General features: G+C 57.7%; 23 protein-coding genes. 10 read left to right on the forward strand and 13 right to left on the reverse strand.

Features of this window, described 5'->3' with window-relative positions; translation table 11 throughout:
- Both B7364_RS16230 and B7364_RS16235 read left to right on the forward strand, forming a co-directional pair.
- A complete protein-coding gene (locus B7364_RS16230) occupies window positions 1-1,476 on the forward strand; it encodes a mannitol dehydrogenase family protein (protein ID WP_085341094.1) in 1,476 nt (491 codons plus the stop codon).
- Window positions 1,473-2,978 carry a UxaA family hydrolase gene (locus tag B7364_RS16235; protein ID WP_085341095.1) on the forward strand — a complete coding sequence of 502 codons (1,506 nt, stop codon included), beginning with the start codon at window positions 1,473-1,475 and terminating at the stop codon, window positions 2,976-2,978. The genes B7364_RS16230 and B7364_RS16235 overlap by 4 nt, the downstream gene beginning before the upstream one ends.
- On the opposite strand, the gene thpR is transcribed toward B7364_RS16235, so the two are convergent.
- Genes thpR through B7364_RS16250 form a run of 3 tightly spaced genes read right to left on the reverse strand, consistent with a single transcriptional unit; the run spans window position 2,975 to window position 5,283 of the window.
- Window positions 2,975-3,517 carry an RNA 2',3'-cyclic phosphodiesterase gene (gene thpR / locus B7364_RS16240; protein WP_085341096.1) on the reverse strand — a complete coding sequence of 181 codons (543 nt, stop codon included), beginning with the start codon at window positions 3,515-3,517 and terminating at the stop codon, window positions 2,975-2,977. The genes B7364_RS16235 and thpR overlap by 4 nt on opposite strands.
- A 14-nt stretch (window positions 3,518-3,531) precedes the next feature.
- Window positions 3,532-4,572 (reverse strand): aldo/keto reductase, encoded by a 1,041-nt coding sequence (locus B7364_RS16245; RefSeq protein ID WP_085341097.1) that lies wholly within the window; start codon window positions 4,570-4,572, stop codon window positions 3,532-3,534.
- A gap of 30 nt (window positions 4,573-4,602) precedes the next feature.
- Entirely contained in the window at window positions 4,603-5,283 is a 681-nt protein-coding gene (locus B7364_RS16250) for an arylesterase (RefSeq protein WP_085341098.1), read from the reverse strand.
- A 60-nt stretch (window positions 5,284-5,343) separates the two neighbouring features.
- Between B7364_RS16250 and B7364_RS16255 the strand changes: the two genes are divergently transcribed.
- Window positions 5,344-6,030, forward strand: coding sequence for an ABC transporter ATP-binding protein (locus B7364_RS16255; RefSeq protein WP_085341099.1), 687 nt, complete (start codon window positions 5,344-5,346; stop codon window positions 6,028-6,030).
- The gene (locus B7364_RS16260) at window positions 6,027-8,561 is read left to right on the forward strand and encodes an ABC transporter permease (protein WP_085341100.1); all 2,535 of its coding nucleotides are present in this window, start codon (window positions 6,027-6,029) and stop codon (window positions 8,559-8,561) included. Before B7364_RS16255 ends, B7364_RS16260 begins: the two co-directional genes overlap by 4 nt.
- On the opposite strand, the gene B7364_RS16265 is transcribed toward B7364_RS16260, so the two are convergent.
- The 5 genes from B7364_RS16265 to rsfS all read right to left on the reverse strand — a co-directional run bounded on the left by B7364_RS16265 (window position 8,558) and on the right by rsfS (window position 12,924).
- On the reverse strand, window positions 8,558-9,268 hold the full coding sequence (locus B7364_RS16265) for a M48 family metallopeptidase (protein ID WP_085341101.1): 711 nt from the start codon (window positions 9,266-9,268) through the stop codon (window positions 8,558-8,560). The two genes, B7364_RS16260 and B7364_RS16265, sit on opposite strands and share 4 nt — an antisense overlap.
- A gap of 14 nt (window positions 9,269-9,282) precedes the next feature.
- Complete coding sequence (locus B7364_RS16270; protein WP_085341102.1) at window positions 9,283-10,722, reverse strand: S41 family peptidase; 1,440 nt, start codon at window positions 10,720-10,722, stop codon at window positions 9,283-9,285.
- A gap of 145 nt (window positions 10,723-10,867) precedes the next feature.
- Window positions 10,868-12,064 (reverse strand): murein hydrolase activator EnvC family protein, encoded by a 1,197-nt coding sequence (locus B7364_RS16275; protein WP_085341103.1) that lies wholly within the window; start codon window positions 12,062-12,064, stop codon window positions 10,868-10,870.
- Window positions 12,065-12,082: 18 nt separating this feature from the next.
- A complete protein-coding gene (locus B7364_RS16280) occupies window positions 12,083-12,553 on the reverse strand; it encodes a 23S rRNA (pseudouridine(1915)-N(3))-methyltransferase RlmH (protein ID WP_232780940.1) in 471 nt (156 codons plus the stop codon).
- Between the two features lie 2 nt (window positions 12,554-12,555).
- Window positions 12,556-12,924: a ribosome silencing factor gene (gene rsfS / locus B7364_RS16285; protein WP_106407667.1), complete on the reverse strand. Its 369-nt coding sequence runs from the start codon at window positions 12,922-12,924 to the stop codon at window positions 12,556-12,558.
- A gap of 142 nt (window positions 12,925-13,066) precedes the next feature.
- On the opposite strand from rsfS, the gene B7364_RS16290 reads away from it, so the two are divergent.
- Window positions 13,067-14,893, forward strand: coding sequence for an HAD-IIIC family phosphatase (locus tag B7364_RS16290; RefSeq protein ID WP_157893761.1), 1,827 nt, complete (start codon window positions 13,067-13,069; stop codon window positions 14,891-14,893).
- A gap of 2 nt (window positions 14,894-14,895) precedes the next feature.
- Window positions 14,896-15,642, forward strand: a complete 747-nt coding sequence (locus B7364_RS16295) for a polysaccharide deacetylase family protein (RefSeq protein ID WP_085341107.1) — start codon at window positions 14,896-14,898, stop codon at window positions 15,640-15,642.
- On the opposite strand, the gene pgi is transcribed toward B7364_RS16295, so the two are convergent.
- On the reverse strand, window positions 15,639-17,243 hold the full coding sequence (gene pgi, locus B7364_RS16300; RefSeq protein ID WP_085341108.1) for a glucose-6-phosphate isomerase: 1,605 nt from the start codon (window positions 17,241-17,243) through the stop codon (window positions 15,639-15,641). The genes B7364_RS16295 and pgi overlap by 4 nt on opposite strands.
- Window positions 17,244-17,332: 89 nt before the next feature.
- Between pgi and B7364_RS16305 the strand changes: the two genes are divergently transcribed.
- The 3 genes from B7364_RS16305 (at window position 17,333) to B7364_RS16315 (ending at window position 22,021) form a co-directional block, all read left to right on the forward strand.
- Window positions 17,333-18,814, forward strand: a complete 1,482-nt coding sequence (locus B7364_RS16305; protein ID WP_085341109.1) for an SLC13 family permease — start codon at window positions 17,333-17,335, stop codon at window positions 18,812-18,814.
- Window positions 18,815-18,904: 90 nt separating this feature from the next.
- Window positions 18,905-20,437: a helicase HerA-like domain-containing protein gene (locus B7364_RS16310; RefSeq protein WP_085341110.1), complete on the forward strand. Its 1,533-nt coding sequence runs from the start codon at window positions 18,905-18,907 to the stop codon at window positions 20,435-20,437.
- 144 nt (window positions 20,438-20,581) lie between these two features.
- Window positions 20,582-22,021 carry an aldehyde dehydrogenase family protein gene (locus tag B7364_RS16315; RefSeq protein ID WP_085341111.1) on the forward strand — a complete coding sequence of 480 codons (1,440 nt, stop codon included), beginning with the start codon at window positions 20,582-20,584 and terminating at the stop codon, window positions 22,019-22,021.
- Between the two features lie 204 nt (window positions 22,022-22,225).
- On the opposite strand, the gene B7364_RS16320 is transcribed toward B7364_RS16315, so the two are convergent.
- From B7364_RS16320 to purQ, 4 genes are all read right to left on the reverse strand, one after another.
- Window positions 22,226-23,134: a histone deacetylase family protein gene (locus B7364_RS16320; RefSeq protein ID WP_085341112.1), complete on the reverse strand. Its 909-nt coding sequence runs from the start codon at window positions 23,132-23,134 to the stop codon at window positions 22,226-22,228.
- A 4-nt stretch (window positions 23,135-23,138) separates the two neighbouring features.
- Window positions 23,139-24,146: a quinone-dependent dihydroorotate dehydrogenase gene (locus tag B7364_RS16325; protein ID WP_106407668.1), complete on the reverse strand. Its 1,008-nt coding sequence runs from the start codon at window positions 24,144-24,146 to the stop codon at window positions 23,139-23,141.
- Entirely contained in the window at window positions 24,143-24,490 is a 348-nt protein-coding gene (locus B7364_RS16330) for a DUF952 domain-containing protein (protein WP_085341113.1), read from the reverse strand. The genes B7364_RS16325 and B7364_RS16330 overlap by 4 nt, the downstream gene beginning before the upstream one ends.
- Window positions 24,491-24,559: 69 nt before the next feature.
- On the reverse strand, window positions 24,560-25,222 hold the full coding sequence (gene purQ, locus B7364_RS16335) for a phosphoribosylformylglycinamidine synthase subunit PurQ (protein WP_085341114.1): 663 nt from the start codon (window positions 25,220-25,222) through the stop codon (window positions 24,560-24,562).
- A gap of 121 nt (window positions 25,223-25,343) precedes the next feature.
- Between purQ and B7364_RS16340 the strand changes: the two genes are divergently transcribed.
- Window positions 25,344-26,132, forward strand: a complete 789-nt coding sequence (locus B7364_RS16340; RefSeq protein ID WP_157893762.1) for a DUF547 domain-containing protein — start codon at window positions 25,344-25,346, stop codon at window positions 26,130-26,132.

Consider the following 26,132-nt stretch of genomic DNA (forward strand, 5'->3'; position numbering starts at 1 on the left):
ATGATCCGTCTTTCCGACAGCCAACTCCCAAACGGCCTCAAGAGGCCTGCTTATGATCGGCGGGCAGTGCGCGTCGGCCAAGTGCATTTGGGTGTAGGTGCCTTTCACCGCGCCCATCAGGCCGTCTATAGCGAAGCCTGTCTCTCGGCAGGCGATCTACGCTGGGGCATTTTGGGGGCAAGCCTTCGCAGCCCGCAAGTGGCCGACCAACTCAACCCGCAACAGGGCCTTTATAGCTGTTTGGTGCGCGAAGGCTGCGAAAGCCGGGCCAGTGTGATTGGTGCCATCCAAAATGTCGTTGTTGCGCCGGAAAGCCCAGCCGCATTGATTGCCGCCATGACCGATAAAGACGTCCATGTGGTGACGCTGACCATCACCGAGAAAGGCTATCACCTGGATCCGGCCACGGGCGCGCTGCGGATGGACGATCCAGCCATTGCTGCTGACCTGGTGACGCCACATGCACCGGCTACGGCACCAGGCCTGTTGGTTGCCGCTTTAGCCGCCCGCAAAGCGCAGGGCCTTGCCCCATTTACCGCTGTGTCCTGCGATAATCTGCCCGACAATGGCGGGCGATTGAAACAAGCCGTGTTGGACTTTGCCCGCGCGCAAGACGAGAGCCTTGCCGATTGGATTGAGCATTTTGGTGCTTTCCCGGCCAGCATGGTTGACCGCATCGTGCCCGCCACCACGCCCGATGATTTGGCCCAGTTTGCAGCAGAGTTCGGCGTGCAGGACTTTGGCCTCGTCAAGACGGAGCCCTTCTCACAATGGGTGATTGAGGATCAATTTGCTGGTGAAAGACCGCAGTGGGAATTGGCCGGCGCGCAATTCACCCAAGATGTTGCGCCTTGGGAAATGGCCAAGCTGCGTTTGTTGAATGGCGCACATTCTGCGCTCGCCTATCTCGGCAATTTGGCGGGCTATTCGACCGTCGATCAAGCCATGGCCAATCCAGCCTTTGAACGCTTCTTCGATCATCTCCAAGATGAAGCCGAAAGCACATTGACCCCCCCTGCGGGCCTTGATCTTGCGGCCTATCGCGCTGACCTCAAGCGCCGGTTTAAGAATGCGGCCTTGATGCATAGAACCTATCAAATCGCCATGGATGGCTCGCAGAAATTACCGCAGCGTTTGTTGGCCACCATGGCGACCCGGATGTCACGCGGGCAAGACTTTGCCTGCCTCGCTTTGGCCGTTGCAGGCTGGATGCGCTGGCAAGCAGGCGTCGACGCGCACGGACAGCTTTATGAAGTCCAAGATCCCTACGCGGCCCAAACCCGTGTGCTGTATCAGAAGGGCCAGAACGGCTTTGAAAAGGCCGCAAGCCTCTGTTCGCTTGAGGCTGTCTTTGGCCCAGATCTTTCGCGTGATCCTCGTTTTGTAACCGCCATTGGGGCGGCCCTCGATACACTCCTAAAAGAAGGTGCGCAGGCGTCGGTTGAAGCACTGGTTCAGAAAGAGGCTGCGCCATGAAAGTCCTGCGCCTGAATTCCGCCGATGATGTCGGCATTGCTTTAGTGCCTTTGGCGACAGGTGACGCGCTGGGCCTTAGCGATATCTGCGCACGCGAGCCCATCGCTGCGGGGCACAAAATCGCCCTGAGGTCGATCCAAGCAGGTGAGGCCATTGTCAAATATGGGGCCATCATTGGCCAAGCCTTAGTGCAGATTGAGGCCGGGTCACATGTCCATAGCCATAATCTGGGCTTTGTTGCCAGCAGCCAAGAAGCCGCGATCGGCCGCGATGTGCGGCCTCTCCCAGCTATCCTGCATCCGCGCACATTTGAGGGCTATCACCGTGCTGACGGCCAAGTGGGCACGCGTAATTATGTCGGTGTTCTGACTTCCGTGAATTGTTCGGCGACTGTTGCGAAACGTATCGCGGCCCATTTCCATGACGACCGCATGGCAGAGTTTGTCCATGTCAACGGCGTGGCCAGCTTTACCCACACGACAGGCTGCGGCACGGCCAGCACGGGCGATGGGGTTGATAATCTTCAACGCACCTTGGCCGGCTATGCCCGCCACGCCAATTTCCATTCGGTCGTCATCATCGGGCTGGGCTGCGAGGTCAATCAATTAGACCGATTGGTCCAAGACATGGGTCTTGCCCGTTCTGACCGACTACAGACCTTCACGATCCAGGACGTGGGCGGCACGGCGCGGGCGATTGAGCATGGCCGTGGGCTGGTGCAAGAATTGGTACAAGAAGCCAATCAAGCACGACGCAAACCTGCCCCCATCAGCGCCTTAACTCTCGGCCTGCAATGCGGTGGATCAGACGGCTGGTCTGGCGTCACCGCGAACCCCGCCTTGGGGGCGGCGAGTGATTTAGTGGTGGCCCATGGCGGCACCGCCATTCTGTCAGAAACCCCAGAAATTTATGGCGCAGACTATCTTTTGCTCCAACGCGCCAAGAATGGCGAGGTCGCCCAAGCTCTCAAGGATCGTCTGGCTTGGTGGGAAGACTATGTCGGCAAGCATGGGGCAAGCTTGGATAACAACCCCTCCCCCGGCAATAAGGCAGGCGGCCTCACCACGATTTTGGAAAAGTCGCTGGGCGCGGTGGCCAAAAGTGGTTCCACGCCATTGAATGCTGTCTATCGCTATGGGCAAGCCATCACCGACAAGGGCTTTGTCTTTATGGATAGCCCAGGCTACGACCCGTGCAGCGCGACGGGCCAGATTGCATCAGGGGCTAATCTGATCGCCTTTACCACCGGGCGCGGCAGCGTGTTTGGCTCTAAGCCCAGCCCGTGCTTGAAGCTTGCGTCCAACCAGGCCCTTGCCCGCCATATGGATGAGGATATGGATATTGACTGCTCGCCCATCCTAGCGGGCGAAAGCATTGAGGCGGCAGGTACGCGTATCTTTGAAGCATTGATCGAAACCGCCTCTGGTAAGCTAACCCAGTCAGAAACTTTAGGCCTTGGCGACGAAGAATTTGTGCCATGGCAAATTGGTGCTTATCTTTAGAGCGCCAATGGATATTCCGCCTCGACGCTATACAGATTTGAGCCCTTCTTTGAGATATGGCTGGCATACAGGTAAAAGCGGTCGGCCATCCACGGCCCTGCTTTGAACAGATTATGGCGCGCTTGATAGGCCATCACCGCCTCCAAACTATGGCCATCTTGCAAATAGCACGTGGTGACATGGGGGGTGTAAGCGCGGGTATCGGGTTCAAGACCCACCTGCCGACAGGCCCGTTCACATGCCCGTTGCAAGAGGTTCAACGCCTCATTGGGGGCAACGCCCATCCAAGCAGCATAGGGCTTTGAATGACCGAAAAAGCCAGCGCCCTGCAGCGCCACTTCAAACGGCGCAAGGCGAATATCGGCCAAAGCCAAATCTAAGTCGGTCGCCTTGGCCTCATCCACCTCGCCCACAAAGCGCAGGGTGATGTGCAAATTCTCCCGCTTGCTCCACGACGCGCGCTCGAGGCCGCTTTGGGTTTTTACCACCGCGTCGGCAATCGCATCGGGCAAAGGCAAGGCAACAAAGAGGCGCAGCATGGGCTTCTTTGATCTTAGGGGCAGGGGTTGGGGATGGTGGAATGCAAGGTCTCAACCGCGGTTTCGAGTTCTGGCGTCCAAGGCTTGTCAAAGGCTTCAATCGCATGGCTCAATTGCTCCACCGTCGTGGCCCCGATGATGACAGAAGTCATGAATTCCCGCGTCGCACAGAATTTCAAAGCCAACTGCACCGGTGTTAGACCATGTGCGGCGGCAAGCTCGATATAGGATTTGATCGCAGGCTCTGCCCCCGGACCCTGATAGCGCTGACCACGCTCAAACAACGTCGTCCGCGCGCCGGGTGGCCGCGCGCCACCCAGATATTTGCCAGTCAAATAGCCCTGCGCCAGGGGCGAATAGGCCAACAAGCCGACATTTTCGCGCATGGAAACTTCGGCAAGGCCGGTTTCAAACGTGCGATTGACAAGATTATAGGCGTTCTGGATCGTCGCAATGCGCGGCAAGCCCTTACCCTCCGCCTCTTGGACAAAGCGCATCACGCCCCAAGCGGTTTCGTTCGACACGCCAATATGACGGATCACGCCCTTTTCGACCCAAGGCGCCAAGGCCGCGAGCACATCCTCAAAAGAGGTGTAATCATCCTTATAATCGCGGTAGCTCCAGCCGCCGAACATATTCACGCGACGGTCGGGCCAATGGATTTGGTAAAGGTCAATATAGTCGGTTTGCAGGCGCTTCAGGCTCTTTTCAATCGCCTCGTCAATATTGGCTTTATTGACGCGGGAGCCTTCACCTGAGTCGCGGAACCAATTCATGGGCGAGCGGCCAGCGACTTTGGAAGCAAGGAAAATCTTGTCGCGATTGCCGCGCGCTTTCATCCAAGTGCCGATAATGCGTTCCGTTGCGCCACTGGTCTCAGGGCGCGGGGGGATGGCGTAAAGCTCTGCCGTATCAAAGAAATTGATCCCGCGCTCAAAGGCATAGTCCATTTGGGCATGGCCCTCGGCTTCGGTATTTTGCTCGCCATAAGTCATGGTGCCAAGGCAAATCAGCGGGACGGACAGGCCGGTGCGGCCAAGTGGTTTCATGATCATGGTTGAATTCCTTGTAGCGGCGAGCAGGGTTTAGGGGCGCTTGGGCTTAAGACCAAATGATTTTGCCACAAAGGGCACAAGGCGAGCGGCAATCCGGTCGGCACCGAGAGGGTTTGGATGGATGCCATCGGCTTGGTTGAGGGCGGGGTTGAGGGCCACGCCTTCCAGCACAAAGGGGTCAAGCGGGATGGCATGTTTGCGGGCCAGGCTGGGATAGATCCCATCAAAGCGTGCACGATAATCTGCGCCCCAGTTGCTAGGAGCCCGCATGCCAAGCAAAGCGACTTTAAGGCCCCGCGCCTTTGCCCGTGTAATCATGGCATCAATATTCTTCTTGGCGTCTTCTGGGCTGCGCCCTTGCAACATGTCATTGGCCCCAATGGCCAAGAGGACTGCGTCCGTCCCGCGGGGGACGGCAAAATCAAAGCGCGCTAAAGCCCCGGCGGTTGTGTCGCCCGATAGACCCGCATTGGCGATCCGCAGATCATAGCCCGCCGCCTTCAACCGAGCCTCCAAGCGGGCTGGAAAGGCTTCGCTACGCTTGACGCCGAGCCCTGCAGTCAAAGAATCGCCAAAGGCAACAATCGTAAAGGGTCGAGGGCGGGCCGCTTTGCCCGCCTGGGCGGCAGCTTCCTTGCCCGTCAGCAGGAGTGCCGCGCTCAGGGCCACAAAGGCTCGACGGGTGGTGAAAAATGGTGGCAAGTGCAACATGACGCTTATTTAAGCCTTCACACCCATTGCGACAGCCCCTTTCTAGATTATGTGCAGTCTATGACCCAGAATGATATTGTCCTCTCGCTTGAAAACGTAACCTTATCCCTGCCGGGGGCCGATGGCCCCGTCCATATTCTCAAAGGGATTGATGGCGAGATCCGGGCGGGCGAGATTGTCGCCATCACCGGCAGGTCAGGCTCTGGCAAGTCTAGCCTCTTGGCGGTGTCAACGGGGCTCGAACCCGCAAGCGGCGGCTCCGTCAAGCTGTTGGGCACTGAACTTGTGGGTCTGAGTGAAGACCAATTGGCCGCTGTGCGGCGCGGGCGAATTGGCATTGTATTCCAAGCCTTCCACCTCCTTCCTAATATGACGGCGCTGGAAAATGTCGCCACTGCGCTTGAAACCGCTGATATTTCAACAGGTAAAGCGGCCCGCGAGGCTGCCGCCGCCGCACTTGAAAAAGTAGGCCTCAGCCACAGGCTTAAGCACTACCCCAGCCAGCTATCCGGTGGGGAGCAACAGCGCGTCGCCGTGGCGCGTGCAACCGTGATCCAACCCAAACTCATTTTCGCCGATGAACCGACGGGCAATCTTGACCAAGCAGCCGGTCAATCGGTGCGTGATCTCTTATTTGATGCCGCCCGCAGCCAAGGCGCGGCTTTGGTACTGGTCACCCATGAAGCCAGCCTTGCTGCCGCCTGCGACCGGATTGTGCGTTTAGAAGATGGGAAGGTTGCTTCGTGACGCGCTGGTCCTATGCGTTCAACATTGCGGTGGCAGAGCTGCGCAGCGGCATTAAGGGCTTCCGGCTGTTTCTGGTTTGCTTGGCCATTGGCGTTGCGGCTATTGCCGCCGCAGGCAGCATGGCGCAGGCCTTTCGCTCTGGCCTTGACGCCGAGCAGCGTCGCATCTTGGGCGGCGACTTTGTCTTGAACCTGCGTCAACGCACGCCAAGCCCCGAACAACTGGCTTTCTTCAATGCACGCGGCACCACTTCGCTGGCGATTGATAGCAATACGATGGGCACATCCGGTGAAGTGCGTCGCCTGATCCAATTGCGGGCGGTCGATCAAGTCCATCCGCTAGAAGGTAATGTCACCCTTGCACCACAGCAGAATCTGCAAGACCTTCTGGTGGAGAGGAATGGTGTTTGGGGCGCGGTCGCTGAACAGGCCTTGCTCGATGCCTTTAAGCTGAACGTGGGCGATGAGATTGCTTTGCCCTATGGCAAGGTGCAGATCCGCGCGGTTCTGGTGAAAGAGCCAGACGCTTTGGGCCGTGGTTTTGCCTTTTCACCGCGTTTGATGGTATCGACCGCTGCCCTTAAGCCCCTTAATCTTGCCCAACCGGGCGCCCTGTTTTCTTCCGCCCTTCGGGTGAAGCTTAAAGATCCAGCTACGGCACCGGCAACTAAAGCTGCTTTCGACAAGGCCTTTCCAAATGACAAAGTATCATTGCGCGATAAATCCCGCTCTGCAGAAGGGTTTGATCGGGCGCTGGATCGGGTGGAATTGTTCCTATCGTGCGTCGGCTTTGCCGCCCTTCTGGCTGGCGGCTTAGGCGTAGCGGGGGCTGTTCGCGGGCATTTGCAAACCCGGCGTGGCTCAATTGCCATTCTCAAGGCCATGGGGGCTTCGGGCGGCGATGTCCGTTTGGCATATGGCCTTCAGATTTTGTGCTTGGCGCTTTTGGGTGCACTTTTGGGGGTTGTGATTGGCGGGTCAGCACCTTTCTTGACCGCTTGGGCCTATGGCAATGCCCTGCCCATCCCGATTGAGCTGACGCTGTTTCCAAAGCCTTTGGCGGCCGCTGCCGGGATCGGCCTCTTATGTGCTTTTGCCTTTGCGGCACCACCTTTGGGGGCGGCCCGTGCGACACCACCTTCCCATCTATTACGTGGGGGCGGTGGCGACAGCCCAACGCCTTTGGCAGAACGTATCGCGGCCATATTGGGCCTTGTGGCGCTGGCAGGCCTGTTTGCTGTAACAAGCCCCGATCCTAGGATGGCAATCCTCTTGGCGATTGGCGCAGGTCTTGGTTGGCTTGCCTTTTACGGACTTGGCAAAGCCGCCCAAGTGCTTGCCCATCGTGCCCCAAGGCCCGGCGGGGCTTGGGGATTGGGGCTTGCGGCACTCGGCGGCCCCGGTTCCCTCGCACCAGCCGCTGCCCCTGCCTTAGGCTTGGGCCTCGCACTTTTGGTCGCGCTCGGCCAAATCCAGTCAAACCTTGTAGCTCAAGTACGCGATACAGCCCCCGCCAAAGCCCCAAGTGTGGCCTATACCGAAATCCCTGACCTCAAAGCGCTTGAGTTTGATGCCTTGGTGAAAGCGACGGTCCCTCGCCTGAAGTCGGATGATTATGGGCGCACACCCGTCATGACGATCCGGGTTATCTCGCTCAATGGTCAAGAGATCGACGTTGAAAAGGTCAAGCCTTCCGAGCGTTGGTTCGTAGAACAAGAAATCGGCTCGACCTGGCAGGCCAAACAACCCGAAGGCGCGAAACTGACAGCGGGCACCTGGTGGCCAGAGGATTATAACGACCCGTTTGAAGCCAAAGTCAGCCTTGAGGCCGAAGCTGCCGAAGGCATTGGGGCCAAAGTTGGCGATACGATCGGCATTTTGGTTTCAGGCCGCGAGATTGAGGCCAGAGTTGAAAACCTCCGCAAAGTCGATTGGGGAGGCTTTGGTGCCAATTTTGCGGTCGTCTTTGCGCCGGGAGCCTTTGAAGGCGCCCAATTCCGTCACTTCGCCATTGCGCGTCTGACGCCGGCTGAAGAGGCGGCCATGACACAAGCGCTGGCGAAGGACTTTCCAGCCGTGGGTATTGTGCGGGTGCGCGATGCTTTGGCGGCGGCAGGCGATTTGTTTGAAAGCCTCGCCATCGCCATTCAGGCGATTGCTGCGGTCGCATTGGCCGCAGGGGCAGCTGCGGTTGCAGGTGCTTTGGCTGCGGGCAGCCGTAGACGCCTCTATGAGGCCGCAATCCTGAAAAGTCTTGGGGCCAGTCGCGCCCGGATTGTAGGGGCCATGGCGATTGAGCAAGCCTGCGCGGGCCTGATTGCGGCCTTGATCGGGGCAGGCCTTGGCCTTGGCGCTGCCTATGCGATCGTAACCCAAGTGCTGGAAGCCGACTGGATTTTGAACTTCGGCCTTGTAGGCTCCATCGTCGGGGGTGCCGTGACGGTGTTTGCGCTGGCAGGGGTGGCCATTGGCTTTGCCGCCTTGGGACGGCCGCCCTATCGCGTGCTGTCGGCGGCGGCTGAATTCGGCTAGCTGCCCAAAGCTTGAAGCTGGCCACCTTGGCTTTTCAGCCAAGCGCGCGCGGGCTTCCAGTCGGGCATGAGGCGGGCCACATGGGCCCAAAAGGCTGGCGAATGGTTCAACTCTAAGAGATGCGCCATCTCATGAGCGACGACATATTCGAACACTTTGGGCGGTGCCCCAATCAAGCGCCACGACAGCATGATATCCCCACGCGAGGTGCACGAGCCCCAGCGCGTCCGCGTATCGCGCAGCGCAATTGAGGCAGGCCCCTTCCCAAGACGTGCAGCAAAGCTGTCGGCATAATGGACAGCATCGGATCGCGCGAAGGCCTTCAAGGCTACCGCGACCCGCGCACTGAAGCGGGCCGGCGTGGCGGCAATCACCAAGCAAGGCTCAAGCCCATCTTGATAAATCGGGGCTCCGCGTCCGGGGACGCGGACCAAGCGCGTCGGCCTTCCCCGAAACATTATTTCTGCCCCTTCAACAAAGGGGGCTGGTTTTGGCAGGGCATCCAAGCGCGCTTCGATCCAAGCTGCATTTTCCTGCACAAAGCCCAAGGCTTGCTTGTGCGAGACACGCAATGGTCCACTGACGACGAGGCGGCGCTTGATCGGGTCGACGCGCATGGTTAGGCGCTTGGCACCGCGACGACCGGTAAAACAAGCTTCAATGCTGCGCCCAGATGGCAGGCTTACTTGGGCTACCCGCGCCACCATGCAACAGATCGCCCTTAGTTTGGCGTAACAGGTGCCCCGGACACGGGTGCGCGCGCACCCTCCCCTGGCTTGACTTCCGCACGACGGGTGGTGACGGCTGGAGTTCGCTTAGGCAGGCCTTTCGCAAGAAGCTCATAGGCACGCTTGAGCTGATAGTCTTCCTTCTCATTCCAACCCACGGGCGGCATTTCGGCTGGCATATGAGGTGGCTTACGCTTCACACCGCTTTCATTATCGAGCGCGTGGGGCAGATCTTCTTCACCTTGGAATAAAGCCTTGCGCTCTTTGAGTTGTTCCTCGGTGATGCGAACGGCGCTGATTTCAATGTCAGGCTCAATACCCGCACCTTGGATGGAGCGCCCAGCCGGGGTGTAATATTTCGAGGTCGTCAGCCGCAATGCGCCATCGCGGCCACTGCGCAGGGGGATCACGGTCTGAACTGAGCCCTTGCCAAACGAAGCCATGCCGACAATGGTTGCGCGACCGCGATCTTGCAACGCGCCCGCCACGATTTCTGACGCCGAAGCCGTGCCCTCATTGATCAAAATCACCATCGGCACACCGGCCAAACGCTCACCGGGGGTGCCATAATAGCGCTGGATGTCGTCGGGGCGACGGCCCCGCGTAGAGACAACCTCACCACGATCCATGAACACATCCGTGACTTCAATGGCTTGGTCCAGCAGGCCCCCGCCATTATTGCGCAAGTCCAGCACGATGCCTTTCAAACGGCCACCCAATTGGCGCTGAATATCATCAACCGCCTTATTCAAGCCTTCTGAAGTACGCTCATTCACAAAGGTCGAGATACGGATATAGCCAAAATCGCCTTCAATCTTGCTGGTGACTGGTTTCAGCACGATGGTTTCGCGCATTACTTTCGCCACAAATGGCTCTTGGCCTTCACGGGCAACAGTAACGTCAATCGAGGTCCCCACCTGCCCGCGCATTTTCTTGACGGCTTCATCCAAGGGTAGGCCAAGGATTGACACCCCATCGACCGCAATCAACTTATCGCCAGCCTTAATGCCCGCCCGCACAGCTGGGCTGTCATCCATCGGGGAAATGACTTTCACAGCGCCATCTTCACTGGTGACTTCGATCCCAATGCCGCCATACTCACCTTTGGTCGAGACCTGCATATTGTTGAAGGCTTCGGCATCGAGAAAGCTCGAATGCGGGTCGAGCGATTGCAGCATGCCATCGATTGCGGCAGCCACCAATTTGTCGTCCTTTGTTGGCACCACATAATCGGTTTTGACGCGTGCCATCACATCGGCAAAAATCTCCAGCTGGCGCAGCGTATCTTCACCCTTTGCGGCCGGGGCGGCGCTGTCAGGCCGACCACCCGCCGACCACGCAACTGCCGTTGCGCCCAAAGCGGCACCCAATCCCAAGGTTCCGGCCAAGACTGGCGCAATCCACCAGCGCTGTGTCTTTTGGGAATCTGTCATATGCAACTACTCCGAGTGGCTAAGGCCATGAGATCATCAACAAACTTGTCTTATCTATATAGTCTAATCAAAGTGGTTAAGCACCACCTACCACAGTTGATTGCGGTGATTTAATCTACAGTCCGGCATCGGCGCGAACGCGAAATCAGGTGCCGTTTGGCCGCTTGAGCCACAAATTGGGATTTTGCGGCGTACTTTGTTTGCGCACTTCCATATAGAGGTCTGGGACAATGCGACTATCGGTCGCCATCTCGCCAATCGGTTCGCCAGCCAAAACTTCTTGGCCCGCTTCCACATAAATCGTCGCCATGCCTGCTAAAACAATATGATAGCCATTACCGACATTCAAAATCATCACCCGTCCATAGGAACGGAAGGGGCCAGCAAACTCTACTTCACCATCAAATGGGGCAACAACTTGGGCCGACCGGCGGGTGCGAATGGTAATGCCTTCAGAGCGGCCGCCACTTTCCAATGCAGCGCCAAAGCCTTTCACAACTTGGCCATAGGCCGGATAGGTTACCGTCCCCATGGCGCGATCAAAGCCACGCGCAAAGTCCGACCCATCCTGTTGCTCTTGGAGGTCTAATCCGGGAACCGAGCCACCCAAGCGGATCACCAAATCACGCAAATCGTTGGCGCGGCGGACAATTTCTGAAATCCGCGCTCGCTCGGTGTCGGCATCCCGCATAATGCGGGCCTGCACCATGCGCCTTTCCTGAATCAAGGCGCCAATCGTCTGCCGCGCAATCATCAAGCGAGTGTTGCTTTCCCGATAGCTGGTATTTTGCATCAGAATGGACTCACGCAGGTTTTGGAGGCGCGCAATATCAGCTGCGGCCTGTTTGGCGCGATCATCAAGCAGGGGTGCAATTTCGCCCATCAAGATCGCCACACGGGCGGCCTCGGCGGCATTCTTGGGCCGCACGGCCAAAGCCGGTGGACGGTCTCTTTCCATCGCAATCAGGGCGATTACGACATCTTCTAACGCATCACGATTGTTAGCAAGCTTTGCATTTAACTGCTTTTCCTGCGCCCGCATTTGGATCAAACGCACTTCCGAGCGTTCTACCTCGCGCTCAAGCCGATCACGATCTTCTGCGGCGGCAACAAGCTTCTTTCTGAGGGCTTCAGCGTCACTTGCGACGCGATTAGCATCATCAACCAGGGCCCCTACACGTTCTTCGCGCCGAAGACGCTCGGCTTCGAGGCGCTTCAGTTCTTGCTCAGCAGAGCTTTGGCCATAGACAGGCATGGCTGCACCCAGCGTCACACCCACCAGAAGGATCGCCCGAAATCTGCGCATGATTGGTGAAATAGCCGGATTTGCCGCCGCGGTCATCTTGGCGTTACATGGGCCTCAAACCCGATGATAGGGTGTGCCTGCCAAAATGGAAATGGCACGATAAATTTGTTCGGCTGCCATGGCGCGTACAAGCTTGTGTGGCCAAGTCCATGACCCAAAGGCTAGTTTCATGGAAGCGGCTTGGGATAAGGCTTTACCATGTCCATCCGGGCCACCAATGGCCAAGACAATATGGCGTTGGCCTTGATCGCGCAGGCTGGCCAAACGGTTCGCAAAGCCAACAGAACCTGGCGCCTCGCCGCGTTCATCCAGCGCAATGATGAAACTGCCCGCCTCAATCGCTGCCAAAAGGGCCGCTGCCTCTTTATCGCGGTCGGGTTCGCGCAAACGTGGGTCAATTTCGGCTAAACGAACCGCCTTAATGCCCAAGGGCTTACCCATAGCATCGGCACGGCCGAGCCAGTCGAGCGTCATCACTTGTTCGGGTTCTTGCGCCTTAAGCCGCCCGATGGCAGCCAAAGTCACATTCAAGCAGCACCTGCCGCGTGACGGGTTTCGCCAGTCCAAATGCGTTCAATCGCATAAAAGGCGCGCACTTCTGGTCGGAAGATATGGGCGACAATATCGCCAGCATCGATCAATACCCAGTCGGCATTGGGCAGGCCCTCAACCCGCGCTTTGCCAACGCCTGCATCTTTCAGCTTGCGCACAATATGGTCTGCAATCGCGGCTACATGGCGCTGCGAACGACCGGAGGCGACGATGATGGCATCGGCGATAGAACTTTTGCCAGTTAAATCAATGCACAGCACATCTTCTGCTTGGTCGTCATCCAAAGATGTGAGGATGATGTCTTTCAGATTTGGGTTTTGAGTATCACTAAGTTCGGACGACAGGGTCTTGGCCTTTCAGAAATTTGAGGACGTCTCTAGCACAAGTGAAGTCAAATTGCATGTCCTGTTGCAGACAGTGCTGAACCAAGCTGGAAAATGGTTTTTTAAGCCCGACCTGTTAGACAGGCTTCAAAGGGGTCAAGTAATGAAAGAGACGGTGGCGCTGGATAAAGCTCAGGCCCGCATGCGGCTGCCTGAAGCCATGACCGATGCGCGCGCCGCGACCTATGACTTGATCCAAAGCCGCAGCATGATTGTGTGGGGGGAGCATTGTTCCGAATGTGCCGCGCCCACCTGTTACACCGCGTGCAGTTTCTACACCCCACGCCCCGATGGCCATTGCCGGCGCTTTGCCCATGGCATTGAAACCATTGAGACGGGAGCAGTCCACAACACGCCTTTGACTCGGATCGCTTTTCGCCGCTGGGGCAAGCTCGAGGGTCGTGGCCCTGTGGGTCGGGTTGAAAAAGCCGAAGCCGCGCATCTCGAACAAGCCCAACAACCGGCTCTCGGGCTTGGCTTGGCCTTTCTTGCCCGGCGAGAGGCGCGCGCACGCACCGCCAAGCATCGCAGCTTTGCCCAAAGCTTACCCGGGGAGTTTGATGCCTTCTTGATCGAAGGGGCTGCTCTGTCGGCAAAGGCGATCCCCTTCACTTTGACTTTGGTGCCAGTCGACAAGACCAACCCTGCCCTGTTCCAATGCCAATTCACCTTGGGTTCCGACTGGACCCGGGTCTCGATCCCGGGTGCAGATATTGCGCGCACGATCGACCTTGGGCAGGATTATCTGGTTCAAATCGAGCCGATGGGCGAAACTGAAGGTCTGGAAGTCCTGTTTGGCTTATGTGATTTTGTAAGCTGGGCGAAAACGGTCGAAACAGAGAGCGCTCCGAAGCTTAGCGCACCTGCTGCCAAAGCCAAAGTCGTGGTCTGGGACCTGGATCACACAATTTGGGACGGTGTTTTGGTCGAAGACGGGCCTGAGGGCGTGGTTGTAAAGCCAGGCATTCGCGACGTGATCTTAGGCCTCGATGCGCGCGGTATTCTTCAGTCCGTCGCTAGCAAGAATAATCATGATGAGGCAATAGCCGCCCTCGCCCATCATGGACTGCTGGAATTCATGCTCGCTCCGCAGATCAGCTGGGGGCCCAAAAGCTTGGCCTTGGCGCGCATCGCTGAGACGCTCAATCTGGGCCTTGATACCTTCGTCTTCCTTGACGATCAGCCGTTTGAGCGCGGCGAGGTGGGCGAAGCCCATCCATATGTAACCGTATTGGCCGAAACAGAGGCGCTCACCTTGTTAGATCGCCCGCAATTTGACGTGCCAGTGACTCCGGAAAGCAAAGGCCGTCGCGCGCTCTATGCCGTGGAAGCCCAGCGCGCCTTAGCTGCCGAGTCTGCGGCTGGCGATATGGACCAATTCCTGCGCAATTGTGATCTGGTTTTGACCGTCTCTGCCCTGTCGCCTGAGGATGCGGAGCGGGTTTATGAATTGTCGCAGCGAACCAACCAACTCAATATTGCTGCGACCCGCTATAGCCGCGATGATGTCGCTGCCATGTTGTCGGACGAAAATGGTGGCGAGGCTTGGACGCTGCGCTGTGCCGACCGCTTTGGCGATTATGGCCTGATCGGCTTTGCCTATGGCACCCCCAAGACGGGTCACATACGCGACTTCTTCATGAGCTGCCGCGTGCAGCGCAAACGGGTGGAAGCGGCTTTCTTTGCGTGGCTGGCCGCGCGCTATCATGTCGCCGGGGCAGAGGCGCTTTCGATCACTTACCAGAAAGCAGCTCGCAATGGCCCTGCACGCGATCTCTTCTTGGGCCTCGGTTTCACCCTCGAAGCGGCAGACGACAGTCGCGGCCAATTGCGGAAAAGCTTGCCCGCCGACTTTGACGGCAGCGACATTGTGCGCATCCATGTGTTGCCTGTCGAACCCATGCCTGTGCGCACCACGGAGGCTGTGTAATCATGGCGACTGGACTTCTGACCCGGATCGAGGGGGCCATCACGCGCGCCATTCCACTGAACCCAATCCAATCACGCCTTTCTCAAGCGGTCGCTTCGATCAGCTTTGATGACATTCCATTTTCCGCAGCCCGCGTCGGCGCACCCATTTTGCAGCGCGCCCAGATCCAGGGCACCTTCTATGTCTGTGGCGGCCATACGGGTCAAACGTTTGAAGACCGACCCCAGCATGAAGCCCATGACCTTTTGGCGCTGCATCAAGCAGGCCATGAGATCGCCTGCCACACCTATGCCCACCCCTTTGTCACCAAGCTAAATGATGCCGGGCGCGATGAGGATCGACAAGCCAATGCGGACTTTATGCGTCAGACGCTGGGTGATGTGCGGATGACCAGCTTTGCCTATCCCTATGGCGCGGTCAGTTTGGCCGCGAAAGCCTATTATGCCCGCCACTTTTTTACCTGTCGGGGCGTCTATCGCGGCCTAAATGTGGGTCGGGTGGATTTCTCTGAGCTGCGTGCCATTGGGATTGAGCGGCGTCAGCACGATATTGGCCGCGTCCGAGATCTGGTCGCCGAGGCTAAAGAACGGCAGGCTTGGATCATCTTTTTCACCCATGACGTGGGGCCAGACCCATCAGACTACGGCTGCACGCCGGAAAACCTTGAGGATGTGATTACGACCCTCAAGGATGCCGGGATTGAGACCCTGCCTGTCAAAGCTGCCGCCGCCAAAGTGATGTTTGGCTAAGCCCGCAAGGCGCGTATCTTTTCAATCATCGCCACACTGGATGGGTCACGGCGATCGCTGGGGCCATTTTGCAAATCCATATCGATTTCGCTGGCAATGACCTTGCCCAGTTCAACGCCCCATTGGTCAAATGAATTGACGCCCCACAGCTTGCCTTCAACAAAGGTGCGGTGCTCGCAGAAGGCCAGATAGGCGCCAAAATTGGCGGGGCTTAAGCGGTCCATCAGTACAAAGCTGGAGGGGCGATTTCCCTTGAAAACCCGGTGGGGGGCAATCGCGGCAATTTGCTCGGCACGCGCCCCGGCTGCCTGCATCGTCTGTCTCACCGACTCCAAACTCTTGCCATGGGTCAGAGCTTCGGCTTGGGCCAAAACATTGGCCAAAGTCATGCGGGTGCGGCCGGCTGCATTCTCATCATCTTGGGCGATGGCGATGAATTCAACCGGCGTAACATCCGGGCTTTGATGCAGATGCTGGAAGAAGGCATGCTGAGCATTGGTGCCTTCGGCCCCCCAAACCACCGGGCCAGAAGTTGCAACATTGTGACCGCCCAGATCGACCGACTTGCCGTTGGATTCCATCTCCAATTGCTGCAGAAATTGCGGCAAGAGGCGCAAGCGCTTAGCATAGGGAATAACCGCGCGGCTTTTGAAATTGAGACAGGTCCGGTTCCACCACCCAATCAGGCTTGCGATGACGACCGGGTTTTCCGCCAGTGGCAGCGTCTCAAACATAATGTCCATCGCAGCGGCACCAGCATGCATCTCCGCCACGACCTCAGGGCCTAGAGCGATTTCACACGACAGGCCCACCGCTGACCACAGCGAGAAGCGGCCACCGACCCATTCTTTAAAGTCAAACACCCGATCCGGCCTAAAGCCTGCGGCTTTGGTCTTTTCAGGCGCCGCACTGATGGCAACCAGATGCGCGCTATCGTCTGGGCCAATGGTGGCTTGCAGCCATGCCCGCGCCGCCGTCAAATTCTCTAAAGTCTCAAGCGTCGTGAAAGTCTTAGACACACACAGGATCAAGGTCTCACGCGGGTCAAGGCCAACAAGGGCGGCGGCGAGTTCGCCGGGCTCAATATTGGCAGCAAAGCGGACCGTAATGTCACTGCCAGCCGTTGGGGCCAAGGCCTCATAGACCAAGCGCGGGCCAAGGTCTGACCCCCCAATGCCAATATGGAGGATGGATTTGAATGGCCGACCATCTGAAGCCGCAATCGACCCGGTGCGAATAGCGTGCGCAAAGGCTGTCGCCGCCGCACGCCCCGCGCGCACAGCCGCGCTAATGGCGTCCCCCTTGGCCATGAATTCCCGCTCTGGCTGACGCAAAGCCATGTGCATCACAGCACGATCTTCGGTCACATTGATTGCTTTCCCGGCGAAAAGATCCGATCGTGCTTGTTCTAGCCCGATTTCTTGGGCATGGAGCAAAAGGGCATCCAAATCCGCTTGGCTGAGAAGGCCGCGGGAAAAATCAAAAGACAGGCCAGCGGCCTGAAAGTTCAAGCGCTTATGACGCGCTTGATCAAGCAGAAGAGTTGGCAGAGAGGTAAGGGCGGCCGACTGGCCACGGGCGATCAAATCATTGTGTGTCATGGCTCACCTCTGCCAAGACCGTCCGCACTTGTCGAGACCTCAAAACCCTGACTATCAGTCATGAAGCGAGACACATTTGAGGAAACCCAATGCCGCAACCCGTCCATGAGACAGATTTTGAAGAAGGTCATGGCACTTCCGGTGTCGGGCAAAAGATCGGCTTTGTCTTGGGGCTTGTTGTGGCCGCGATCATGCTGTGGGTTGGTGCCCCCGAAGGCCTTGACCCCAAGGCTTGGAAAGCCCTCAGTCTCTTGGCGTTGATGATCATTTGGTGGGTGAGTGAGGCGATACCAGTTGCTGCCACTGCCCTTTTGCCTTTGGGCATGCTTCCGTTGTTGGGCGTCTTAAAGCCCGTCGATGCTGCAGCGCCCTATGCCGATCCGATCATCTTCTTGTTCATCGGCGGCTTTATGATTGCGGCAGCCATTGAGCAATCGGGCCTTCACCGCCGCATTGCAATCCATATCCTCGCGGCGGTGGGGTCCAGCCCTGCAGCCATTGTTGGTGGCTTTATGATCGCCACGACTTTGCTGTCGATGTGGATATCAAACACGGCCACGGCTTTGATGATGACACCGATTGCCCTTGCTGTGTGCACGGCAGCCGCGCCGGCGGGGCCAGAGCGGCGGAAACTTATGGCCGCGTGTGTTTTGGGAGTGGCCTATTGCGCCTCCATCGGCGGGATCGGAACGCCTATTGGCTCGCCCACCAATCTGATTGGGGCAAAGTGGCTAGACGCCAATGGAGTGGGCCTCAGCTTTCCGGAATGGATGGCGATTGGCGGGGCCATAATCCTCGTGATGATGCCATTAACCTGGTTGATCCTAACTAAGATTGCCTATCGTCTTCCAGCCCATATGGGCGATGATACTGCCCGTAACGTGATCGCGGCAGAGGCCCGCGCTTTAGGCCCGATGAGCCCGAAAGAAGCCCGTGTGATGGCCATCTTTCTGGCCGTTGCGTTCGCTTGGATCTTGCGCGAACCTGTCAGCAAATTGCCCGGCCTTCAAGGCCTGACCGATATGGTGATCGCCATTTTAGGGGCGGTTGCTTTGTTTGTTGTGCCTTCGGGCGACAGAGCCGAACCAAATAAGGCCCTTCTTGGTTGGGACGTGGCCGAGCGCATCCCGTGGGGCATTGCCATCCTGTTTGGCGGAGGCCTGTCGATGGCCGCAGCTTTAGAAGCAACGGGCCTTTCGACCTATATCGGCAGCCATATGGCGGGCATTGGCGCTTTGCCTATCCTAATGGTGGTCTTAATCCTTGTCGGCGCGACGGTCTTTCTGTCAGAGCTTGCCTCGAATGTCGCAACATTGACGGCCATGTTGCCCGTTCTCACCGCCATGGTCGCGGGATCGGGGGGCGATGCGTTTTTAATTGGGGCGTCAGCCACCTTTGCAGCAAGCTTTGGCTTCATGCTGCCGATTGCAACCGCGGCCAATGCCATCGCTTACGCAACCGGAGCCCCCAAACAGTCTGAAATGCTGCGCATCGGTTTTGCGTTGAATTTGTTTGGAGTTCTGACCATTGCTGCGGCTGTTGGACTGATCGGCCCCTTGGTGACGGGTTAAATTCCCGCCGCTGCCCTTAACAAGTTTAACAGACAGCAATAAGGTGAGGTCAGGCTTTTTTCCAGCATTTAGAAGGATTTGGTGTAACCCATGAGTGAGTCCATTCTGATCGGCGCCGGTGGCGAACCCCTTATCTCCATCGAGCTTTTGTTGAAGCGGGCCAATCGTCATGGCTTGGTTGCGGGGGCGACCGGCACGGGCAAGACCGTGACGCTTCAGGTCTTGGCTGAGGGCTTTTCGCGCGCGGGCGTGCCCGTGTTCGCAGCCGACATCAAAGGCGACCTTTCGGGCATGAGCCAATCGTGGGAGCCTTCGCCCCCGTTCAAAGCGCGCGCCGAACAAATTGGCCTGAATGACTATAAAAGCGAGTCTATCCCGGTCGTGTATTGGGACCTTTATGGCCAGAAAGGTCACCCTATTCGCACCACAATTTCAGAAATGGGCCCGACGCTTCTTGCCCGCCTGATGGAAGTCAGCGACGCACAAGAAGGGGCTTTGGCGGTTGCTTTCAAAATGGCCGATGAAGAGGGCCTGTTCTTGTTGGACATGAAGGACCTCAAAGCCATTCTCGACTTCATGGCTGAAAATGACAGCATGGTGTCGAAAAAATATGGCCTTGTGACGCCGCAATCGATTGCCGCCCTCCAGCGCAAAATCATGCAATTGGATCAAGCCGGTGCCGATGGCTTCTTTGGTGAGCCAGCCCTTGATTTGCGCGACTTCATGCGCACCGATTTGTCCGGCAAAGGTATTGTCAATATTCTAGCGGCAGACCGCTTGGTCCAAAGCCCGACGCTCTATTCCACTTTCCTGTTGTGGATGCTGTCAGAATTGTTCGAGCAATTGCCCGAAGTTGGCGATATGGACCGGCCGAAAATGGTATTCTTCTTTGACGAAGCCCATTTATTGTTCCGCGACGCGCCCAAAGCCTTGCTGAATACAATCGAACAAGTGGTGCGTCTGATCCGGTCAAAGGGCGTGGGTATTTATTTTGTTACCCAGAACCCACAAGACATTCCAGAAACCGTATTGGCGCAATTGGGCAACCGGGTTCAGCACGCTTTGCGCGCCTATACGCCAAGCGAAACCAAGGCGGTACGGATTGCTGCGGAAAGCTTCCGCCCCAATCCCCGCTTTAAGACCGAAGATATGATCACAGCCTTGGGCGTTGGGGAGGCTTTGGTCTCGACGCTTGACGAAAAGGGCATTCCTACCATTGTGGAGCGCACCTATATCCGCCCGCCTGTAAGCCAAGTTGGCCCCTGCTCGCCTGAAGCGCGCGCGCGCGTGATTTCGGCCAGCCCCATAGGCCCGCGCTATGATGCAGTCGTTGACCGCGAGAGCGCGTTTGAAATTCTCGAGCGTAAGGCGGCCGAACTTGAGGCGCAACAGGCAGAAATAGAAGCGCCAGAACCAAGCCGGTCGAAACCCACACGCCAAGCGGATGCGCCTGAAGACACTGGAGGCCTTTTGGGTACGATTTTCGGCAGCACTCGTGGCCGCTCTGGCCGGTCGCGTCAAAGCTTGGCTGAGACTGCGATGAAGACCATGGTGCGCCAAGCCAGTTCCACTATCGGACGGGAATTGATGCGCGGCCTGATGGGCTCGCTACGCCGCCGCTAGGCCGTGTGCCGGCGTCTCTTTTGCGAACGGTGCCATAAAATTCATGTGTAGGTCCCTCGCCATGACGCTTGGACCTTGGTATGAAGAAGCCGCCATGCACAAGCCCCGATCAACGGGGTTGAGAAACGCACAAGGGAGTCTGCCATGATTGAACGCAAACAATTTTATATCGACGGCGCTTGGGTTGATCCCGTGACGCCACGCGATCACCATGTCATCAATCCGGCAACAGAAGAGCCTATTGCCGTCATCTCTCTGGGCAGCGAAGCCGATGCCGTGAAGGCCATCCTTGCCGCGCGCGCTGCTTTCCCTGCTTTCTCCGAAACCAGCCATGATGAGCGCATCGCGCTCTTGGAAAAAATCATCGCGCTCTACTCGGCCAAGCTGCCTGAAATTGCCCATGCGATCAGCCAGGAAATGGGCGCTCCCATGTGGTTGGCAACTGCTGCTCAAGCCCCAGCGGGCCTTGGCCAATTGATGGGGGCCTTGAATGCGCTCAAAGAATTCACGTGGGAGCATTCGCGTGGCAATACCCGCATTCGCTATGAAGCGATTGGCGTGTGCAGCCTGATCACCCCTTGGAACTGGCCGATGAACCAAATCGGCTGCAAAGTTGGCCCCGCTTTGGCGGCTGGCTGCACCATGGTGTTGAAACCGTCCGAACTTGCCCCCCTCGACGCTATGATTTTAGCCGACATCATTCATGAGGCAGGCGTGCCGAAAGGGGTGTTCAACCTCGTCAATGGCGATGGCCCAGGCGTTGGTAGCGTTTTGTCGACCCATGAAGAAGTCGACTTTGTCTCCTTCACCGGCTCTACCCGCGCAGGTATTGAGATTGCCAAGAGTGCCGCCCCAACGGTGAAACGCATTGCCCAAGAGCTGGGCGGCAAGTCCCCCAATATCGTGTTGGAAGATGCCGACATTCAGAAGGCAGTTTCGTCAGGCGTGATGCAAGTCATGACCAATTCGGGCCAGTCGTGCAACGCACCAACCCGCATGTTTGTGCCGCGTCCAAAGCTGGATGAAGCCGCAGCCATCGCAAAGGCCACGGCTGAATCGGTTGTGGTAGCAGACCCGGCTGGTGATAAGCGCTTTGCCATGGGTCCCTTGGCCAATGCTCGCCAGTTTGAGAAGGTGCAATCCTTGATCGAAATCGGCATGAAGGAAGCAACCTTGGTCGCTGGCGGCCTCGGCCGCCCTGAAGGTTTCAACAAAGGCTATTTCGTGCGCCCCACGGTATTTGTCAGCGAAACCAATGACACCACGATCGCGCGGGAAGAAATCTTTGGCCCTGTCTTGACCATGATCCCCTATGACACCGAGGCCGACGCCATCCGCATGGCCAATGACACGGTGTATGGTTTGTCCGGCTATGTGCAGTCGGAAAACCTCGACCACGCCCGCACTGTGGCCAAGCAAATCCGCGCTGGCATGATCCACATCAACGGCGCCAGCACGGACACCGTGGCCCCCTTTGGCGGCTATAAGCAATCGGGCAATGGCCGCGAATGGGGCGACTTCGGCCTTGAGGAATTCCTCGAAGTCAAAGCCGTCATGGGCTATGGCGCGGTGGCGGCGGAATAGAGCTTAGGTCACTGAGGAGCCCCTCTCCTTTTGGGGTCGACCTATAGGTCGACGGGTTGGGGTGAGGGCCCGCATTCATAGAGTTAATTGTACGCCAGAGACCCCCACCGTATTGAGCTAAGAACTCTTGCGCTGGCCCCCCCTCACCCCCGGCCCCTCTCCCCCGACCCCTCCCCCCCAAAGGGGCGAGGGGAGCGCGCTAAATCACCCCACCAAAAAATCCGCCGCGGCATGAAACACAAAACTGTGCCGCCGCGCTACCGCGGTGACATCGTGGCCATAGCCACCCCCTAGCACCGTGACCAAAGGAATAGCCCGCCTGCGGACGGCTTCGATGACGCGGCGGTCGCGGGTCATCAGGCCTTGATCCGTTAGGGCGAGTTTGCCTAAACGGTCGTCCTGATGTGGATCGACACCCGCAATATAAAACACCACATCTGGACGAACCTCGTCCAATAATGCGGGCAGATGTTCATTCAATGCAGCCAGATAGCCCGCATCGCCCATCCCCTTGGGTAGCGCGACGTCCACATCCGAAGGTGGCTTTTCAAGTGGCCAATTGTCGTCGCAATGTAGGGAAAAGGTGAAGACGCGCGGTTCATTCCGAAAGATCAAGGCCGTGCCATCGCCGTGGTGAACATCTAAGTCCACCACCAAGATCTGCTTTACAGCCCCCTCTGCCAGAAGGACCGACGCGGCAACAGCCACATCATTGAAGACGCAAAAGCCCGCGCCTTGATCGGCTCTGGCATGATGACTGCCCCCGGCGCTATTGCAGGCGAGCCCCTCTTGTAAGGCGAGGCGGGCGGCAAGAAGTGTGCCTGCCGTGGCCAATTGTGCGCGCAGGACGACGCGTTCGCTGAGGTTAAAGCCGATACGCCGCACCGCTGCGGAGTCTAAGGTTCGGCTTAAGACCGCGTCGACATAAGCGGGCGTATGGGCACGGATCAGGTCTTCCCGCAAGATGGGTTCAGGGGAGACAAAGCCATGGGGAGCGAGGCCCTCAGCGCGCAGGATCTCGGCCAGTTGGGCAAATTTCTGCATCGGAAAACGATGACCGTCTGGCGTGTCGGCAGTGTAGTCTGGGTGATGGACGATGGGCAGGAGGCGCATGGACTCAGCCTGTCCTCAACCCGTCCTTGATTTTCTGGACAAGGCCCGGCCCTTCATAGACCAGAGCGGTGTAAAGCTGAATCGCATCGGCCCCGGCTTCAAATTTAGCCTGTGCGTCTTGAGCAGAAGCCACCCCGCCCACGCCGATCAAAGGCATCGCGTCGCCCAAAGCCCCCTTAAACTCTTGCAGCAAGCGGGTGGACTTTTCAAAGACAGGTCTACCCGACAAACCACCTTGTTCGACCTTGTGCTTGCCTTGCAGATAATCGGGGCGATCGACCGTCGTGTTGGAGACAATCAGCGCATCAATCTTTTGTGCCACGACCGTTTCGGCAATGGCGCGCACTTCATCTTCGTCTAAGTCAGGGGCGACTTTCAGAAAGACGGGCCTGCGTCCATGGGCTCGGGCTTGCGCTTGCGCAAGAACCATGACTTGACCCAAAAGATCTTCTAGCGCTGCCCGAGTTTGCAAAGCGCGCAGGCCCGGCGTGTTGGGCGAAGAAATATTGATCGTAATGTAGGAAGCATGCAGCCACACCCGGCGCAGACCTTCGCAATAGTCTGCGATACGATCCTCGCTATCCTTATTGGCCCCGATATTGGCCCCCACAATGCCGGGCCGATGGGCGCGCGCTCGGAGGCGGTTCACAAAATGGGTCAAGCCTTCGTTGTTAAAACCCATGCGATTGATCACGGCCTGATCTTCAACCAAGCGGAACAAACGGGGTTTAGGGTTACCAGCTTGCGGGCGCGGGGTGACCGTGCCGCATTCGACAAAGCCAAAACCAGCCGCCAACATGGCATCGGGCACTTCGGCATTTTTATCAAAGCCCGCAGCTAGGCCGATGCGGTTTGGTAAAGTGAGGCCCGCGAGTTCAACCGCTTCTTCTGGGCGATCTGGCTTGGCCTTTGGGCCAAGGCCCGCCCTCAAACTGGCGATTGTGGCCTGATGGGCCGTCTCCGCCGGCAAAGCTCGTAAAGCCGCCGTCGCCTTCGCATAAAGGTCGATCATGGGAACCGCACCGGAAGCTCATGCCCGCCATCAGCCTGAAGCGGTAAATCGATGATTCCTTGCACAGCAGACATGGGAATGGGGCCATAGATATGGGGGAATAAAGCGCCGCCTCGCGAGGCTTCCCACACCACGGTGTCGCCTAGCTGGATGAGGTCAACGCTGGCCAGGATCAAGTCGGGCTGGTCCTTGAACCACAGCGTCAATGTTGTGCGCACTTGATCGTGAGCGGACAGATGGATGAACCCATCAGCCACATCAAGGGCAGAGCCTGTATAGACGCCAGCGCGTTGGGCCTGTGCCCACGCGCTGCGTGTCTCAATCTTATAAGCCAGAGAATCCATGGGCGTGACTTAATGGCAAAACCAGCGGAGTCGACCCCTGCCCGTCACTTTCGCGCGATCAATGACAGATCAGGCGGCTTCCAAGAGACTTTGGAACACCAATGCCCCGTCGGCGCTGCCCAATTCGGCTTCAAACGCGCGGTCTGGGTGTGGCATCATGCCAAGGATGCGGCCAGTTGGGTCCACAATGCCCGCTATGCGCCGCAGCGAACCATTGACCTCTTCCTTATAGCGGAAGGCAATGCGGTTTTCTTGTTCAAGCGCATCAAGCACCACCTCTTCGGCAAAATAATTGCCTTCGCCATTGCCCACGGTCATCACAGCTTCCGAGCGATTGCCAAAAGCGCGGGTGAAGGGGGTGGCGGCATTGGTCACTTCCAGCGCCACAGGTTTGCAGACATATTTCAGGCTGGCATTGCGCAAAAGCGCACCGGGCAACAGGCCCGTCTCACACAAGACTTGGAAGCCATTGCAAATACCAAGGACGGGTACACCAGCCTTGGCTGCGTCCACCACGGCGCGGGTGACAGGGGAAAGCGCTGCCATCGCGCCACAGCGCAGATAATCCCCATAGGAAAAGCCACCGGGTAAAACGATCAGGTCCAAACCCTCTGGCAGGCTCGTTTCTTTATGCCAGACCATGGAGACATGCGCATCGACCGAGCGCTCAAGTGCGACTTTGCAATCGCGATCACAGTTCGATCCGGGGTAGATGATGACGGCAGCTTTCATAGGTTCGACCTACGCGGTTTTGGCCCCAAGGTGAAGACCAATGGACCACCTCCTGCAGCCATTGTGCAACCGCCCTGCAGAAAAATGCGTATCAAGCGGCAAGAATAGGTTAGGAGTGGCCATGATTTCGCGCAGAAGCCTTGTAATTGGAAGTGCGGCCCTAATGACCCTGCCCCCGCCTAACTTGGAAGCCGCCCCTGGAAGGTCCCCGCAGGCTGTGTGGGATGAGCTGTTAGGCCGCTATGTTCGCCCTGATTCTACTGGCCTGAACCGAGTCGATTATGCGGCTTGGAAGGCCAATGCGGGCGATATGCGCGCCCTAGACAGCGTCGTGGCGGGACTTGCGGCCAGCAAGATTTCAGCCCTGCCTAAAGCCAACCAATTTGCCACTTGGGCCAATCTCTATAACGCCATCACCATTCAAGTCGTGTTGGCGCGCTTCCCCGTCAAATCCATTCGCGACATTAAGCCAAACCTTTTGGCGATGGGTCCATGGAAAGAACCGCGGGTGCGGGTGGAGGGTAAGCAAGTGTCGCTCGACGATATTGAGCACGGCATCATGCGCAAGCAATGGCGCGACCCCCGCGTCCATTATTCGGTCAATTGCGCTTCAATCGGGTGTCCAAACCTTGGTCGACGCGGTTGGCGGGCGGAAAGCCTTGATGCCGATCTCGACGCGGCAGCGCGTGCCTTTATTAATTCACCGCGCGGCGTGCGCGTCGTTGGACCGCAGAAACTGCGCGTCTCCTCAATTTACCAATGGTTCAAAGTCGACTTTGGGAATAATGAGGCTGGAATTCTCACCCATTTGCGCCGGTATGCGGCACCACCCCTCTTGGCCCAAATGACTAATGCCCGCATTGTGGGGGATGATTATGATTGGTCCATCAATGCGACGTCAGGTTCTTAA

The sequence above is a fragment of the Aquidulcibacter paucihalophilus genome, from assembly GCF_002105465.1.
In the GTDB taxonomy this organism is placed as follows: Bacteria; Pseudomonadota; Alphaproteobacteria; order Caulobacterales; family Aquidulcibacteraceae; genus Aquidulcibacter; species Aquidulcibacter paucihalophilus.

What these genes read in the sequence shown, in the direction of transcription:
- B7364_RS16230 (WP_085341094.1), top strand. Translation starts at nt 1, where the DNA reads ATGATCCGTCTTTCCGACAGCCAACTCCCAAACGGCCTCAAGAGGCCT.
- B7364_RS16235 (WP_085341095.1), top strand. Translation starts at nt 1,473, where the DNA reads ATGAAAGTCCTGCGCCTGAATTCCGCCGATGATGTCGGCATTGCTTTA.
- thpR (WP_085341096.1), bottom strand. Translation starts at nt 3,517, where the DNA reads ATGCTGCGCCTCTTTGTTGCCTTGCCTTTGCCCGATGCGATTGCCGAC.
- B7364_RS16245 (WP_085341097.1), bottom strand. Translation starts at nt 4,572, where the DNA reads ATGATCATGAAACCACTTGGCCGCACCGGCCTGTCCGTCCCGCTGATT.
- B7364_RS16250 (WP_085341098.1), bottom strand. Translation starts at nt 5,283, where the DNA reads ATGTTGCACTTGCCACCATTTTTCACCACCCGTCGAGCCTTTGTGGCC.
- B7364_RS16255 (WP_085341099.1), top strand. Translation starts at nt 5,344, where the DNA reads ATGACCCAGAATGATATTGTCCTCTCGCTTGAAAACGTAACCTTATCC.
- B7364_RS16265 (WP_085341101.1), bottom strand. Translation starts at nt 9,268, where the DNA reads ATGGTGGCGCGGGTAGCCCAAGTAAGCCTGCCATCTGGGCGCAGCATT.
- B7364_RS16270 (WP_085341102.1), bottom strand. Translation starts at nt 10,722, where the DNA reads ATGACAGATTCCCAAAAGACACAGCGCTGGTGGATTGCGCCAGTCTTG.
- B7364_RS16275 (WP_085341103.1), bottom strand. Translation starts at nt 12,064, where the DNA reads ATGACCGCGGCGGCAAATCCGGCTATTTCACCAATCATGCGCAGATTT.
- B7364_RS16290 (WP_157893761.1), top strand. Translation starts at nt 13,067, where the DNA reads ATGAAAGAGACGGTGGCGCTGGATAAAGCTCAGGCCCGCATGCGGCTG.
- B7364_RS16295 (WP_085341107.1), top strand. Translation starts at nt 14,896, where the DNA reads ATGGCGACTGGACTTCTGACCCGGATCGAGGGGGCCATCACGCGCGCC.
- pgi (WP_085341108.1), bottom strand. Translation starts at nt 17,243, where the DNA reads ATGACACACAATGATTTGATCGCCCGTGGCCAGTCGGCCGCCCTTACC.
- B7364_RS16305 (WP_085341109.1), top strand. Translation starts at nt 17,333, where the DNA reads ATGCCGCAACCCGTCCATGAGACAGATTTTGAAGAAGGTCATGGCACT.
- B7364_RS16310 (WP_085341110.1), top strand. Translation starts at nt 18,905, where the DNA reads ATGAGTGAGTCCATTCTGATCGGCGCCGGTGGCGAACCCCTTATCTCC.
- B7364_RS16315 (WP_085341111.1), top strand. Translation starts at nt 20,582, where the DNA reads ATGATTGAACGCAAACAATTTTATATCGACGGCGCTTGGGTTGATCCC.
- B7364_RS16320 (WP_085341112.1), bottom strand. Translation starts at nt 23,134, where the DNA reads ATGCGCCTCCTGCCCATCGTCCATCACCCAGACTACACTGCCGACACG.
- B7364_RS16325 (WP_106407668.1), bottom strand. Translation starts at nt 24,146, where the DNA reads ATGATCGACCTTTATGCGAAGGCGACGGCGGCTTTACGAGCTTTGCCG.
- B7364_RS16330 (WP_085341113.1), bottom strand. Translation starts at nt 24,490, where the DNA reads ATGGATTCTCTGGCTTATAAGATTGAGACACGCAGCGCGTGGGCACAG.
- purQ (WP_085341114.1), bottom strand. Translation starts at nt 25,222, where the DNA reads ATGAAAGCTGCCGTCATCATCTACCCCGGATCGAACTGTGATCGCGAT.
- B7364_RS16340 (WP_157893762.1), top strand. Translation starts at nt 25,344, where the DNA reads ATGATTTCGCGCAGAAGCCTTGTAATTGGAAGTGCGGCCCTAATGACC.